Source organism: Sphingopyxis sp. (assembly GCF_965227415.1).
Lineage (GTDB): Bacteria > Pseudomonadota > Alphaproteobacteria > Sphingomonadales > Sphingomonadaceae > Sphingopyxis.
The window spans coordinates 2,660,832-2,674,367 of record NZ_OZ245749.1; the positions used below are offsets into that span (position 1 = coordinate 2,660,832).

The following is a 13,536-nucleotide window of genomic DNA, read 5'->3' on the forward strand; positions in this document are numbered from 1 at the left end:
GTAGTAACACCGATGGGAGCGTCGCGCCCTGCCGCCTATGGCGGGCAGACCGCAATCAGAGGACGCAGATGACCGACCGCACCGCGCCGCCGCCTGCCGACGAGGACGATGGGATACCGACGGAACCGCGGGGCTATTTGCGCGCTCTGGGTCCCGGCCTCGTGACCGGCGCGGCGGACGACGATCCGAGCGGAATTGGAACCCATAGCCAGGTCGGCGCGGCCTTCGGCTATGGGCTCTCCTGGACTTTCATCCTCAGTTTTCCATTGATGGTCGCGATCCAGGAAATTGCCGCCGAGATCGGCCGTGTCACTGGCGCCGGCATCGCGCGCAACCTCCGTCGCCACTATCCACGCCCAATGCTGTGGGCGATGGTGTCGTTGCTGCTGATCGCCAATGTGATCAATCTCGGTGCCGACCTCAGCGCGATGGGCGCCTCGCTGGCGCTTCTGATCGGCGGGAAGAGCGGCCTCTACACCTTGCTGTTCGGGATCGTCAGCATCGTCCTCGAGGTGAGACTCGACTATCCGCGCTACGCAGCGATCCTCAAATGGACGACGCTGACGCTCTTCACCTATGTCGGTGTCCTTTTTGTAGCGCATGTGCCGTGGGGCGAGGCGCTGCGCAGCCTCGTCTTGCCCGCGTTTCGTCTCGATGCCGCCTATGCGACCGCGTTTGTCGCGATCCTGGGCACCACGATCAGCCCGTACCTCTTTTTCTGGCAAGCGGGCCAGGAGATCGAGGAGCAGAAGCGTCATCATGCCAAGCCCCTCTGTCTCGCACCGTCGCGCGCCGGCCCCGAACTCCGGCGGATCCGCATCGACACGCTGACGGGCATGGCGTTCAGCACGTTGATCTCGCTCGCGATCGTCTTTGCCACCGCCGCGACGCTTCATGCGCATGGGATCCGCGACATCACGACCTCGGCGCAAGCCGCCGAGGCGCTGCGCCCGATCGCCGGTGAATTCGCTTTCGCGATGTTCGCCGCGGGCATTATCGGCACGGGGCTGCTTGCGGTCCCGGTGCTCGCCGGCGCCGCGGCCTATGCCGTGACCGAAATGGCGGGTCTCGCAGGCAGTCTCGACGCCAAGCCGCTTTCAGCCCGGCTTTTCTATGCGACGATTGCAGCCACCACCCTTGCGGGTGCCGCGCTCGACGGCGTCGGCATCGATCCGGCCCGCGCGCTTTACTGGGCCGCGGTCGTCAATGGGATACTCGCCGCACCGTTGATGGTCGCGATGATGCTGATCGCAAGCAATCCCCGCGCCATGGGCCAGCTCGTGATCTCGCGCCGGCAGAAACTGGGCGGTTGGGCTGCGACGGCGGTCATGGTTGCCGCGTCGGGCATCTTCTTCTTTTTCACCATTCTTCCAGCGGCCTGATCCAGCCGCGCGGGACCGGCGTCTGATTGTAAGGAACTGGCTTTGGACATATTGGGCTTTTCACTTGCCGTCCTGCTGATCGAGCTGACGCCCGGTCCGAACATGGCCTGGCTTGCCGGACTTGCCGCGACCGAAGGCCGGCGCAACGGTTTGGCGGCGGTGTGGGGCGTCGCACTCGGGCTCACCGTGAACGGAATTTTGGCGGCGCTGGGGCTTGCGGTCGTCCTGCAGGCTGCCCCCCAACTTTGGACGGGAATGCGCTTCGCCGGCGCCGCGATGATGTTGTGGCTCGCCGCCGAGACGTGGCGCGGCACGGGCGCGGTACGCCCCTCGATATCGGCGATCGCGTCCCCTCGGCGGGCTTTTACGACCGGCACCCTCATCAATCTGCTGAACCCGAAGGCCTATATCTTCTTTGTCGCGATCGCTCCCCAGTTCATGGCCGGCGAACCGCTTGGGCCCCGAAATGCGTTGCTGCTCTTATCGATCAGCGTGACGATCGCCACGGCCATCCATCTCGCGATCGTCGTCGCCGGAAGCAAGGCGCATGGATGGCTCTCGAGCCCGGTCCGGACCATTGTCGTGAGGCGCATCTTTGCGGTGATCATGCTCGGGGTCGCAGTTTCGTTTCTCGCGTCCGATTTCCGCTAGGCTTTTTCGTCCCAAACCCATGCGTGGGAATACGTAAGGACGGCACTGGCCCGTCGATGATAATAAGCGGTCGATGATCCGCTACGACAGGAATTTCCGGAGACTGGCCTTTGCCCTCGCGGCGCTTGCCGGCTATGTCGATGCGGTGGGATTTCTGAAATCCGGCGGCTTGTTCGTCTCCTTCATGAGCGGCAACACGACCCGCCTCGCGGTCGGACTGCTCGAGGCGGCGGCCGGCGCCGCGGCGGCGGCCGCCCTGATCGCCCTGTTCGTCTTTGGAGTATTCCTGAGCCTGATCATGACCGCCAAGGTGACGATCGCGCACCGCAAGGTCATCGCGACGGGCTGCGTTGCAGCGCTCCTCCTTGCTGCCGCCCTGTTCCAGATTTCGGGATATTTTTACCCCACGATCGGGCTCCTATGCCTCGCAATGGGCGCCTCGAACACGGTGTTCCACCGCGATGGCGAGGTCAGCATCGGCGTGACATATATGACCGGCACATTGGTCAAGCTTGGCGGAAGGCTTGCCGACGCCGCGCTCGGCGGCGATCGCACGTCCTGGATTCCCTATCTTCTGCTCTGGCTTGCGCTGCTGGCGGGCGGTATCCTGGGAACGACGGCTTACATATGGTCACCCGACGGAAGCATCTGGCTGGCCGCCTTGGCCGCGCTCATGCTGGTCGCCGCCGCGCAATGGCTGACGCACGGCGCCAGCAACTGATATGCGCATCACCAAATGCAACATCCGACCCGGGCGCGTCAGCCCTTTCCGGCGTCGGCGACGGTCGTCAGCCATTTTTCGGACAGGAGCATCGATGGCCCTTCAGCCTCGACAATAGCGGCGTCGCCAATCGTGCGGGATCCGGCGTCGGATCCTTCGGGGCGAGCCGAGCGCCCATCATAGACGAACTCCGAGCCCATCAAGTCGATCAGCGGGAATGCGTCCTTCTCGGCCCAATAATCCTGATTATGCCGCCACTCGGGCTTGGCGCCGCGGCGTGGCATCGCATCGAGTCCGCGCATCAGATAGCCGGGATTGAAATTGTCGGTCTCGATCCACGGCATAATCTCCATGCCCTCATCCTCGGCGCGCAGCGCGACCTCGACCTTTTTTGCGCCGATATCGTCCATATGGTTGAGCAGATTGCAGACGAAGTCGCCCATCATATCGACGCGCAAGGTCCAACTCGCGCGAAAATAGCCCATGACCCATGCGAGATTGGGAACACCCGTCATCATCATGCCGCGATAGGTGACGGTCTTGCCCCAATCGATCGGTGCGCCGTCGACTTCGAACGGGATGCCGCCCATGACCGAGAGATTGAAGCCGGTCGCAGCGACGATCAGATCGGCCTCGATCTCCTCGCCGCTGGCGGTCCGCACGCCTTTCTCGGTGAAGCGGTCGATCGTGTCGGTGACGACGGAGAGTTTGCCAGCGACCGCAGCCTTGAAGATGTCGCCTTCGGGACAGAAAGCGAGCCGCTGCTGCCAGGGACGATATTTCGGGGTGAAATGCGGTTCGAAAGCGAAGTCGGGATCGCCCGAGAATGCGCGGATCAGCGCCTTCAGATCCTCGAACACCTGGTCGGGTTCGCTGAGACACCGCTGCGTCATCACATCCTGGTCGTGCATGATCTGCGCGCGCACGACGCGGTGAATGGTCGGCTCGTCGATGCCGACTTCGCGAAGACGGTCGGCGAGCTCGTTCTTGTTCTCGCTACAGTAAAAATAGGTGGGCGACCGCTGCAGCATCGTCACATGCGCGGCTTTGTCGGCGAAGGCCGGAACGATTGTGGCCGCGGTCGCGCCCGAACCGATCACCAGGATGCGCTTGCCACTATAGTCGGTTGCGGGATCCCAGAGCTGGGCATGGACAAACTGGCCCTGATAGTCCGACAGGCCCGGCCAGTCGGGAATATAGGGCTTTTCATGGTCGTAATAGCCCTGGCACATCCAGAGGAATTTGGCGGTGAAGCTGACATGCTTGCCATCGGCCTTGCGTTCCGCCTCGACGGTCCAGCGGCTGGTCTTGCTCGACCAATGACAGGCCGTGATGCGGTGGCCGTAGCAGATATGCTCGCCAATGCCATTTTCGTCGATCACTTCGCCCATATATTTGAGGATCTCGGCGCCACTCGCGATCGGCGCACCAACCCACGGCTTGAAGCGATAGCCAAAGGTGTAAAGGTCGGAATCCGACCGTACGCCAGGATATTTGTGAGTTTCCCAAGTGCCGCCGAAGGTCTCTTTCGCCTCGAGAACCGCATAGCTTTTGCCCGGGCATTGCTGCTGAAGATGAAAGGCCGAGCCGATTCCCGAAATGCCGGCGCCCACGATGAGAACGTCGACATGGAGCGGCTTGCTGCTTCCTCGAGTGACCGGTTGAACCGGCGTCGTCGTCATTGCCGTCATAGCTATATCCCCATCTCTCGTCGCATAATGGGAAGAATGGATCGGGATGGCAGCGATCCGCATTGATCTCGATCAACGGTTGCGCGGGAGGCCGTCAGTGCATGTGATCGCTTTCGAAATGGCGCTCGAGCAATTTCATGCGATCGACGATCGAGAAGAAGAAAGCGGTCGACCAGCCGATCAGGATGATTCCGCTTGCGCCCTCGATCGCCCCGAGAATCCGCAGGCCAGAGGGCAGTACGATGTCGCCATAGCCGATCGTCACATAGGTCGAAGTGGAGAAATAGAGCGCATGCTCGAAATCGGGGAATGCCCCCAGCCATTCATAAAGCCCCGCCCAGATCCAGATTTCGACCGAGTGTAGCGCAAAAAGGCCAAATGCGGCGACGAGTATCGCGGCGCTATTGAGCAGGACGACCAAGGCGCGCCGAGACGCGCGCCGGTAGCGGCGCAGTACCGCGAGCAGCAGCGCCAGTCCCGTGAGATGGACGATCACGGTCACCGCCACCAACAAGGTTGCAAGCAGGAGCTGGGATACCAGGGTCATGATCCCGTACTCAAAACGGGCGGAAACAACGGATCAGGCCTCGCGGGGAGCCGACGCAGGCGACCAACTGCGTTCAATGGCTCAAAAGCAGTGGTAACTTGCTGTCGCCCAACATCCGCTTCGTGACCCCGCCAAAGGTCTCGCGAAGGCGCCCGCGGCCATAGGCCCCCATGACGATATAATCCGCACCCCAGGCCTCGCATTCCTCAGCGATCAGCATGTCGGCGCGCGCGCCGGACCGATTGACGGACCGCAAAGTCGCCTCGATCCCGTGTCGAGCGAGATAGGCGACAGCGAGCGAGCGATGGGTGCCGACATCATCTTCACAAGCCTGAAAAATCTCGACGTCCTGCGCCAGCTTGAGCAGGGGTACGGCACCTCGCAACGCCGCCGCCGCCGAAACGCTGCCATCCCAGGCGACCAGCGCACGGTCGAACTCGAACCGCTCGGCACTTTCGGGCACCGCAAGGACGGGGGCATGGGTATGGGCGACGACGCGACTCGCAACGCCGCGCATGTCGCTGAGCGGATAGTCTTCGAGTGCGCGATTGAGGATGATAAGGTCGGCAAGGTCCGCTGCCGCGACGATGGCGCCCGCGATGTCGCCATCGGCATCGGTCCAACTCCAGCTTACGTCGTCCCGCGAGAGGCGTTCGGTGATGACGGCCTTGTTGATGGCTTCGCTGTCATGCTCATCGAGCAACTCGGCCGTGTCGTTCAACGTGAAGAAATCGTTGTTCACGAGAATTGGATTCGGGGTCACATCGAGGCAGGCGAGATGCCCATTCAGTGCGCGGGTGATGTCGAGCGCAGCCTCCAGGCGAGCCTCCTGACCGGGGTCGTCGTGCACGAGCAAGAGTATATTTTTCATCTGCAGCTCCGTTCCTGGTTCGCGAAATTATGGATCAGTGTGCGAGGAGAAGCGGCAGCTTGCTGTCGGTCAGCATGCGCCTCGTCACCCCGCCGAAGGTCTCGCGAAGGCGGCCATGACCATAGGCGCCCATCACGACATAATCGGCGCGCCACGCGGCACATTCCCTTTCGATCAATTCGTCGGCGCGACGATGAGCCTTGTCGAGCGATCTGGTCTCGGCATGAATCCCATGGCGCGACAGATAGGTGGCGGCCGGATCGACCCCCGTGCCGGTCTCGTCTTCGACGGCGGTGAAGAGCTTCACTTCACTCGCCAGCGCGAGCAGCGGCACGGCCGCGCGTAAAGCTGCGGCCGCTGAACGGCTGCCGTCCCAGGCGACCAGCGCGCGGTCGAACGCAAAGCGCTCGCAGGTTTCGGGAACCGCGAGCACCGGCGCATTGGTGCGCGCCACGATGCGCCCGACGATGTCTCGCATGTTGGGCAGCGGATAGCCGTCGAGGGCGCGGTTGAGGATGATCATATCGGCAAGATCCGCGGCTTCGAGGACAGTATCGGCCATTTCGCCCATGGCATCGGCCCAGCTCCAGCTGACATCCTCGCGTGACAGACGGTCGGTCAGCACCGCCTTGTTCTTTGCCTCGCTGCCCCGCTCATCGAGCAGGACAACGGTCTCGCCAAAGCCCGTGACCGCATCTCCCGCGACGACCGGATAGGGCGTGACATCGATGCAGCAGAGATGACCGTCCAGCGCCCGCACGATATCGAGCGCGGCCTGGAACCGCGCCTCCTGGCCGTCGTCGTCATGCACCAGCAAGAGAATATTCTTCATCGACCATCTCCTTCGTTCGCCGAAGAAGCTATGGCCCCGCGGACGAAGTCGATATGCGCAATGTTACGGATAAAGAGGCGGCCGCCCCGTTTCGGGGGCAGCCGGAGGAGCCCTTGCGGGCGGGGGTCACCTCAATTGACGATGATATGGTCCTCGACCCGGACAACGCCGGGTGCCGACCAAGCGGCGCGCTCGGCGATGCCGCGTTCATTCCACGCCGTTACCGTGCCACCGAGCGTGACCGTTCCGCCATCGGTCTTGACGGTGACCGACCCGGCATCGAGATTGGCCTGCCGCCTGAATGCCGAGACGATCCGGTCCTTGATATCCCACGGCGCGGGATGCTGTTCGACCTCGATCCGGTTGGTGACACCCATTACGCCCGAGATATGGCTCGCAGCGCGCAGGGCTTCCTGGCTCTGGAAGTGCCAGTCAACCTTTCCGGCCAAGGTCACCCAGCCTTGCTCGACCTTGACCATCACCTTGTCGTCGGGAATCGAAACGGTCCATGCGATCGTGTCGAGAATCCGCTTCGCGATTTCATGATCGTCGGTCTTGGGATCATAGGCGAATCGCACCTTGATCTCTTCGGCGATCGCCCGAACGCCGGCGACGCGCCGGGTCGCTTTCTCAGCGGCGACCTTCTCGGGGCAGCTTTTGACATAGCCCGAGAGCGTGACCACGCCATCGGTCACGGCAACGCCGATGTCGGCGTGGTCGACGGCGGGTTCCCACTCGAGTTCCGCTATTACGTCGTGATGCAACTGGCTGTCGGTCTTTTTCATTGATCGTCTCCTGTGGTTCGGGGGCAGGCACGGCAGTCGTAATCGGCACTGCGGGGCTCCGGGTCGCAATCGGTGCCCCGCAGCGCCGTGTCCCCGATCGGCGGGCGCCTTGTCCTTCTCGGATCGGACGCCGGCCGCGTAGGCGGACAGCTTGGCGAAAGGGACGAAGGTGAGGCGATCGCTCGACCTTCGCCGTGTTCCCGTGCGGAGCTAAGCCGTTCGGGTTCGAGCCTTGCCGACGCTCCGGCCGGCCAGGCCCCTGGACCAAGTGCCACGAGTCTGGACCTTTGGGCCATCCAGCCTATTCGCAATAAACCGTAAGGGTTCGGGGGACAGCCGATGGCGCCGTCGCCGGCCCGCCTAAGTAGCATTCCCGATTTCGCCGGCCGGATAGCGCCTCGTAGAAGACGGACAACGCTGTTCGCTTCGGTCGATGTCCGGCGCGCGGGCTGCGCCCCCTGACGCGTTTCAACAAGGAGACAGCTCATGAACGACATGGCCCCCACCCGCCCCGACGCCGCCGCTGCGCCGTCCGCGCCGTTAGAATTTGGCGCCGCCGACTGGTTCCGCGCCGAGGTCGACCGCTTCATCGAAGAGATGGGTAAGCCGGGGCGGAGCCTGCTGAGCTTCATTCCGCGCTTTGCCATGCCGAAGCCCGCGATCGAGCTGACCGATGCCGGCGACAGCTATCGGCTTTCGGCCGAGCTCCCGGGACTAACCGACAAGGATGTGAAGGTCGAAGTCGCCGACGGTATTCTCACCATCGCGGCCGAGAAACATGAGGCAGCCGACCGGGCAGAGGAAACCTGCCTGATCAATGAGCGGCGGCAAGGCTATATCCAGCGCCAGATTTCCCTTCCCATCGATGCGGACCCCGAAGATGTCAAAGCCCGGTTCAAACATGGGCTGCTGACTCTCGAGATCGGGAAGAGCAAGGAAGCACGCAAGCGCGTGCGAAAGATCAAGATCGGCGACTGATGCGCGCTGAGCTGGCGGGACCATGTCTCGCCGGCTCCTCATGCGTTAAGGGTCTCACCGCCTGCGCCGAGCAGAAAATCGGCCGCCATGACTCGGGCCCGGCACGGCTCACTCGGCTCCATCTCATTCGGGCTGCGGACCTTCCGCATCGTCTTCGATCCGAAACGATGCCGCTTCCTTGCCGGATTCAAGCGAGTCCCTGGTGATGATGATATTGGCGCCGGGCGCGAGCAGCGGCTCGATCAAGGCGCGAAACTCGGGCGCGACATGGATTCGGCCCGTCAAATCCTCCTGACCCGTCGCCGCGAGCCATTCGGGAAGCTGCACCCTCGTCCACCCGGTGCCACTCGCCGCCTTGCCGGATCTGACAAAGACCGACGTCGCCGTCAGGGGGACGTCGATACGCGCCGGGGCCGAGCCGATGACGATTCCGTTGCGCAACACGACGGCGCGCTGGTCCGCGCCGCTGATTACGATCGAGACTGGCCCCTGGGCCGAGCGCTCCGGATGCCAATCGACGACATCTCCAGCCGTACCGCTGCCGTCCCAAGAACCCGGACCGCCGGGTGCGATGCGCGGAACGGCGGCCTTGCCAGAGACGATCACGGTCATCCCGAGCCGGGTCACGCCATAGAGGCGCTTTGCAAATTCATGCGGAAGACGAATGCAGCCGTGCGATGCAGGGTAGCCGGGAAGCGTCCCGCCATGAAGGGCGACGCCGCCCCACGTCAGCCGTTGCATATAGGGCATCGGCGCATTGTCGTAGATGCTCGAGCGATGATCGACATCACGCTGCAGGATGGTGAAAACGCCTGTTGGCGTGACATGCCCCTCCCGGCCGGTCGAAACGGTGGTGATCGCGATCGGGATGCCGTTGCGATAAAGAGTGGCGCGCTGCGTTGCCAGACTGACGACAAGGAGTAGCGGGCCGCGCGGCGCGACCTCGGGCGCCCAGAGATATTCGCCAGGTTTAAGGGACTGCGCGGCCTCGAGAACCGAGCCGGGCGATGCGGGATCCTCGGCGCCGGTCGCGGCTCCCGGCAGGATGAGCGCACCGAGCAGGATCATGGCGCGCGAGCAGGCCAGCTGCGCCGCGGTCCGATTTCGGGTGCGGTCGCCTTGGAAGGATTTTCGGGTCATAGCGCCTTTTATGCGCGGGGCCGGGTACCGGGAGTCAGGAACAGTACGTATTCCGGCGCGCGCGGCTCGGGTCCATCCTCAAGCGGCGGCAGGGTTCTTCTGCCGACGGGCCAGCCCGGCACAGGGCATCAAGCGAGGCGCGCGATGAACAAGGATCTTTCGGTCACATTCCATGGCGCTGCGGGCACGGTCACCGGTTCGTGCATGGAGTTTTGCCACGACGGCAAAAGGCTGCTGGTCGACTGCGGGCTGTTCCAGGGTTCGCGCACGCTCGAGATGCTGAACCGCAGCCCCTTTGCCTTTCCGGTAAACCAAATCGATGCCGTTATCCTGACGCATGCCCATATCGATCATAGCGGCCTGCTGCCGCGGTTGGTCGCCGAAGGATATGAAGGGGACATCTGGTGCACCGCTCCGACCTCGGACCTCCTCGAGTTCATGCTCGCCGATGCGGGGCGGATCCAGGAGAGCGACACCGCGCGGCGAAACCGAAGGCACGATCGCGCGGACCAGCCGGTGTTCGAGCCGTTATACACCGAACAGGATGGTCTTGCGGCCTGGCAGAAGAGCAGCACAGTCGATCTCGAGCAATGGTTCGAGCCGGTCAAGGGTGTGCGCGCGCGGCTCTGGAATGCCGGGCATATCCTCGGCTCGGCCTCGGTCGAACTCGAAATCGGCGGCGTCCATATATTATGTTCGGGCGATCTGGGGCCCGAGCATAAGGCGTTCCATCCCGACCCGGAGAGCCCCGCGGGGTTCGACCATGTCGTCTGCGAGTCGACCTATGGCGACCGGACGCGCGATCATCTGACGATCGCAGATCGGCGCCAGCTACTGGAAGGCGAGGCGACGGCGGCGCTCGCCCGCGGCGGCAATCTTGTAATCCCGGTGTTCGCGCTCGAACGGACGCAGGAGTTGCTGCTCGACCTGGCCGCACTCATCAGCGCCGGCAAGATTCCGTCAGTCCCCGTGTTCATCGATTCGCCGCTCGCCAATCGCGCGACCAGCGTCTTTTCGAAATATTCCGAAGCGCTCGAAGATATGGAGGGCCATGTCTTCGACCATCCTGCTTTCCATTATGTCGAGGATGTGAATGAGTCGATCCGTCTCAACAGCCTCACCGGCGCGATCATTCTCGCGGCGTCGGGCATGTGCGAAGGCGGCCGGATCCGGCATCATCTCAAGCATAATCTGGCACGGCGCGAGTCGACCGTGCTGTTCGTCGGCTATCAGGCCGAAGGATCGCTGGGCCGTACGCTTGTCGATGGCGCGATCCGTGTCCGGATTTCGGGCGAAGATGTCGCGGTGCGCGCGCAAATCCGCCGCATCGACAGCTATTCGGCGCATGCAGACCAGCAGGACCTGCTGGCGTGGATCGAGGCGCGGCAACCGATCGCGGGAAGCCTGTTCCTCACCCATGGCGAAGGCCCCTCAATCGAAACACTGCGCCGATTGTCGCAGTCGCGCAGCTTCGCCCAAACCATCGTCGCGCCGGCGATGGGCGAGACCTACCAGCTCGGGAGCGGGGCAGGCGCCAAGCGGATCAAGACCGGCGATCCGGCGCTAGAAGCAGCGGTCGGCCGCGACTGGCAGAACAGCTACGCCGATTTTACGACGCATCTCAAGGCCGAGCTAGCGCGCATCGAGGATGTCGAAGCTCGTCTGAAAGCGATCGCCGCGATGCGTGACGTGTTGAACCGCTACCGCGAAGTGCGCGCGGCGCACGGTCGTCGCGCGGCGGGCCGCTGAGTCCCGCCGACGAACAGGATCATCGGCGACAGATCGATCAGCACCACCGCGAAGCTGCGGTGCGCCAACCGGCTTCGCCCAAAAAGGACGTGCGCCCGAGCCGATGACACAGCCCCCGCTCCTCGACCAATGGCCGCTCCTGTCCGGATTGGGCGTTTCGCTCGGCCTCGGCTTGCTCATGGGCGTGCAGCGCGGTTGGACTCTCCGGCGCGAGGCTGCCGGCAGTCGCTTTGCCGGGATCCGGACCTTTGGCCTTCTCGGGCTCAGTGGCGGAATCGCCGGCACCATTCAATCGATCGACCGTATCGCTGCGGGCGTCCTGCTCGCGAGCGCGGCGCTGCTCCTGATGCTCGGTTATGCGCGGTCGGTGCGTGAAACCGGCAGGATCAGCGGGACCAATGCCCTTGCCGGCCTCGTCACGCTGGGCTGCGGCTTTCTGGCAGCCAGCGGATCGCCGCAGGGCGCGGCAATCATTGCGGTGAGTGCAACGATGTTGCTGACACTGCGGCCCCAGCTCCATCGCTGGATCAAGGGCATGACCGAGACCGAGGTCAGCGCCGTTGCGCGTTTTGCGCTGATCGCTTTGGTCGTCGTCCCACTGCTACCGGATCACAGGCTCGGACCGTTTGAGGCCTGGAACCCCCGGCAGCTCGGGATGGTGGTCGTGTTCGTGTCGGGCTTTTCGTTCGCGGGCTATCTCGCGAGCCGCCGCTTCGGCGCGACGCGTGGGACCCTCTTGATGGCGGCAACGGGGGCGATGGTGTCGTCGACCGCCGTCACGGCGGCGCTGGCGACCCGGCTTCGCGACGATCGGGAAAATGTCCCGGTGCTGGTGGCGGGTATCGCCGCGGCGTCGACGGTCATGCTCATCCGCGTCATCCTTCTCGTCGCGCTGCTTGCCCCGATCGCACTCCCTGCCCTCTCGTTACTGCTGGCACCCGCCGCGCTTGTGAGCCTGGCGGCCATGATTTGGGGCCTTCTCGCGGGGCGCCATGCTGGGGTCCCGGAAGCAAGCCCCGTCGCGCTGCGCAATCCGCTGAACCTTGTGACCGCGCTGGTCCTGACCGCGCTTGTCATGGCGATGGCGGTCGCGGCGCGCTGGCTGATCGAGCGCGTCGGCGAGGCCGGTCTAGCAGCAGTCCTCGCGCTGTCGGGCATTGCCGATGTCGATGCCGCGATCATTACCATCGGCGGACTGCCCGCGGGCCTGCTCGACAGCCGAACGGCGGGCCTCGTTGTGGCGGCACCGGTCATGGCCAACACAATGTTCAAAGCGGCCGTCGCGGTCGCGATCGTCCGGACCCGACGCGGTTTGCTAGCCGCACTTCCTCTTGTCGCCAGCGTGGCCGCCGGCGGCGCGATGGTCGCATTCCTGCGATGAGGCTGCGAACCGAACCCCGTCTCGATCGGCCGCGGAAAGAATGGACGGGGTGCATGCCCCTCGCGTCGACGCGCCGGCTTAGGGTTATTGCGTATTCGTCAGGGGGCGACACCGCATTACCCCGGCAATGCCACCGACCCGAAGTCGGCGGGTTCGCGCGTCGCTGCCTGCCATGGTGGGTGTGTCTGTCTTAGACCCCGCTCTGCTTCCTTTCGCCGCGAATGGAGAGGCCATGCCCAGACCCAGCCGACTATCCCTCAGGTCATGCCGCCGCGCCGCGGGCGCTATAATGATCGCTGGCGCCGCCCTGTTCTCGACGCCGGCCGGCGCGCAGAATCTTCTGGGCGATTTTGGCGACTGGATATTGATGGGAGACGACACGATGTCGCTCGCGCTCACCACCGACAGCGACAATATCGCATTCGGTCTGGTTTGCGGCCCCGACTGCCACATCTATATCGAACCCCATGAACCGTGCATCGAGGCACGCAGCTATCCAGTGACGCTCGAAACCGGCGCCGACACGCTGATGGTAACGATGACCTGCACGGCATCGCAAAGCGAGCCGCTGCTTGTCATGGACGAAGACAAGAAATTCCTGGCGATGATCGCCAAGCAGGAAAGCCTGCTCGTCACGATCACGCGCGAGGATGGCAGGTTGAGTCAATTCCGGTTTCCGCTCGCGGGCAGCGAACTGGCCATCGGCCTGGCGCTTGCTGCGAGCCACTATATCGCCCCGCCGTTGACTGTCGCGGTCCCGGACCATTTTGCTGTTCCGCGCCCCGGCAAAAGCCTCAATTGATATAAT

General features: G+C 63.8%; 13 protein-coding genes. 7 read left to right on the top strand and 6 right to left on the bottom strand.

Going from position 1 to position 13,536, the window contains the following annotated elements; genetic code table 11:
• Nucleotides 1-68 precede the first annotated feature (68 nt).
• The 3 genes from ACO055_RS13030 to ACO055_RS13040 all read left to right on the top strand — a co-directional run bounded on the left by ACO055_RS13030 (nt 69) and on the right by ACO055_RS13040 (nt 2,754).
• Entirely contained in the window at nt 69-1,382 is a 1,314-nt protein-coding gene (locus ACO055_RS13030; protein ID WP_422059316.1) for an NRAMP family divalent metal transporter, read from the top strand.
• A gap of 42 nt (nt 1,383-1,424) precedes the next feature.
• Nucleotides 1,425-2,033: a LysE family translocator gene (locus tag ACO055_RS13035; RefSeq protein ID WP_422059317.1), complete on the top strand. Its 609-nt coding sequence runs from the start codon at nt 1,425-1,427 to the stop codon at nt 2,031-2,033.
• 73 nt (nt 2,034-2,106) lie between these two features.
• Nucleotides 2,107-2,754: a YoaK family protein gene (locus ACO055_RS13040; protein WP_422059318.1), complete on the top strand. Its 648-nt coding sequence runs from the start codon at nt 2,107-2,109 to the stop codon at nt 2,752-2,754.
• Nucleotides 2,755-2,792: 38 nt separating this feature from the next.
• Here ACO055_RS13040 and ACO055_RS13045 read toward each other — a convergent pair whose 3' ends face one another.
• From ACO055_RS13045 to ACO055_RS13065, 5 genes are all read right to left on the bottom strand, one after another.
• Nucleotides 2,793-4,445, bottom strand: a complete 1,653-nt coding sequence (locus ACO055_RS13045; RefSeq protein WP_422059319.1) for a flavin-containing monooxygenase — start codon at nt 4,443-4,445, stop codon at nt 2,793-2,795.
• 94 nt (nt 4,446-4,539) lie between these two features.
• Nucleotides 4,540-4,992, bottom strand: a complete 453-nt coding sequence (locus ACO055_RS13050) for an ion channel (RefSeq protein ID WP_422059320.1) — start codon at nt 4,990-4,992, stop codon at nt 4,540-4,542.
• A gap of 73 nt (nt 4,993-5,065) precedes the next feature.
• On the bottom strand, nt 5,066-5,863 hold the full coding sequence (locus ACO055_RS13055; protein WP_422059321.1) for a universal stress protein: 798 nt from the start codon (nt 5,861-5,863) through the stop codon (nt 5,066-5,068).
• 34 nt (nt 5,864-5,897) lie between these two features.
• A complete protein-coding gene (locus ACO055_RS13060) occupies nt 5,898-6,695 on the bottom strand; it encodes a universal stress protein (protein ID WP_422059322.1) in 798 nt (265 codons plus the stop codon).
• 131 nt (nt 6,696-6,826) lie between these two features.
• Nucleotides 6,827-7,480, bottom strand: coding sequence for a BON domain-containing protein (locus ACO055_RS13065; RefSeq protein ID WP_422059323.1), 654 nt, complete (start codon nt 7,478-7,480; stop codon nt 6,827-6,829).
• Nucleotides 7,481-7,966: 486 nt separating this feature from the next.
• On the opposite strand from ACO055_RS13065, the gene ACO055_RS13070 reads away from it, so the two are divergent.
• Nucleotides 7,967-8,458 carry an Hsp20/alpha crystallin family protein gene (locus ACO055_RS13070; protein ID WP_422059324.1) on the top strand — a complete coding sequence of 164 codons (492 nt, stop codon included), beginning with the start codon at nt 7,967-7,969 and terminating at the stop codon, nt 8,456-8,458.
• A gap of 123 nt (nt 8,459-8,581) precedes the next feature.
• Here ACO055_RS13070 and ACO055_RS13075 read toward each other — a convergent pair whose 3' ends face one another.
• Nucleotides 8,582-9,598 carry a L,D-transpeptidase gene (locus tag ACO055_RS13075; RefSeq protein WP_422059325.1) on the bottom strand — a complete coding sequence of 339 codons (1,017 nt, stop codon included), beginning with the start codon at nt 9,596-9,598 and terminating at the stop codon, nt 8,582-8,584.
• 144 nt (nt 9,599-9,742) lie between these two features.
• Between ACO055_RS13075 and ACO055_RS13080 the strand changes: the two genes are divergently transcribed.
• From ACO055_RS13080 to ACO055_RS13090, 3 genes are all read left to right on the top strand, one after another.
• Nucleotides 9,743-11,347, top strand: a complete 1,605-nt coding sequence (locus tag ACO055_RS13080) for an MBL fold metallo-hydrolase (protein WP_422059326.1) — start codon at nt 9,743-9,745, stop codon at nt 11,345-11,347.
• Nucleotides 11,348-11,450: 103 nt separating this feature from the next.
• Nucleotides 11,451-12,728, top strand: a complete 1,278-nt coding sequence (locus ACO055_RS13085; protein WP_422059327.1) for an MgtC/SapB family protein — start codon at nt 11,451-11,453, stop codon at nt 12,726-12,728.
• 289 nt (nt 12,729-13,017) lie between these two features.
• Nucleotides 13,018-13,530, top strand: a complete 513-nt coding sequence (locus ACO055_RS13090; RefSeq protein ID WP_422059328.1) for a hypothetical protein — start codon at nt 13,018-13,020, stop codon at nt 13,528-13,530.
• The last annotated feature ends 6 nt before the right edge of the window (nt 13,531-13,536 follow it).

Coding starts and splice junctions, on each gene's coding strand:
- ACO055_RS13085 (WP_422059327.1), top strand. CDS start 11,451: ATGACACAGCCCCCGCTCCTCGACCAATGGCCGCTCCTGTCCGGATTG.
- ACO055_RS13045 (WP_422059319.1), bottom strand. CDS start 4,445: ATGACGGCAATGACGACGACGCCGGTTCAACCGGTCACTCGAGGAAGC.
- ACO055_RS13075 (WP_422059325.1), bottom strand. CDS start 9,598: ATGACCCGAAAATCCTTCCAAGGCGACCGCACCCGAAATCGGACCGCG.
- ACO055_RS13080 (WP_422059326.1), top strand. CDS start 9,743: ATGAACAAGGATCTTTCGGTCACATTCCATGGCGCTGCGGGCACGGTC.
- ACO055_RS13065 (WP_422059323.1), bottom strand. CDS start 7,480: ATGAAAAAGACCGACAGCCAGTTGCATCACGACGTAATAGCGGAACTC.
- ACO055_RS13055 (WP_422059321.1), bottom strand. CDS start 5,863: ATGAAAAATATACTCTTGCTCGTGCACGACGACCCCGGTCAGGAGGCT.
- ACO055_RS13040 (WP_422059318.1), top strand. CDS start 2,107: ATGATCCGCTACGACAGGAATTTCCGGAGACTGGCCTTTGCCCTCGCG.
- ACO055_RS13060 (WP_422059322.1), bottom strand. CDS start 6,695: ATGAAGAATATTCTCTTGCTGGTGCATGACGACGACGGCCAGGAGGCG.
- ACO055_RS13030 (WP_422059316.1), top strand. CDS start 69: ATGACCGACCGCACCGCGCCGCCGCCTGCCGACGAGGACGATGGGATA.
- ACO055_RS13050 (WP_422059320.1), bottom strand. CDS start 4,992: ATGACCCTGGTATCCCAGCTCCTGCTTGCAACCTTGTTGGTGGCGGTG.
- ACO055_RS13070 (WP_422059324.1), top strand. CDS start 7,967: ATGAACGACATGGCCCCCACCCGCCCCGACGCCGCCGCTGCGCCGTCC.
- ACO055_RS13090 (WP_422059328.1), top strand. CDS start 13,018: ATGATCGCTGGCGCCGCCCTGTTCTCGACGCCGGCCGGCGCGCAGAAT.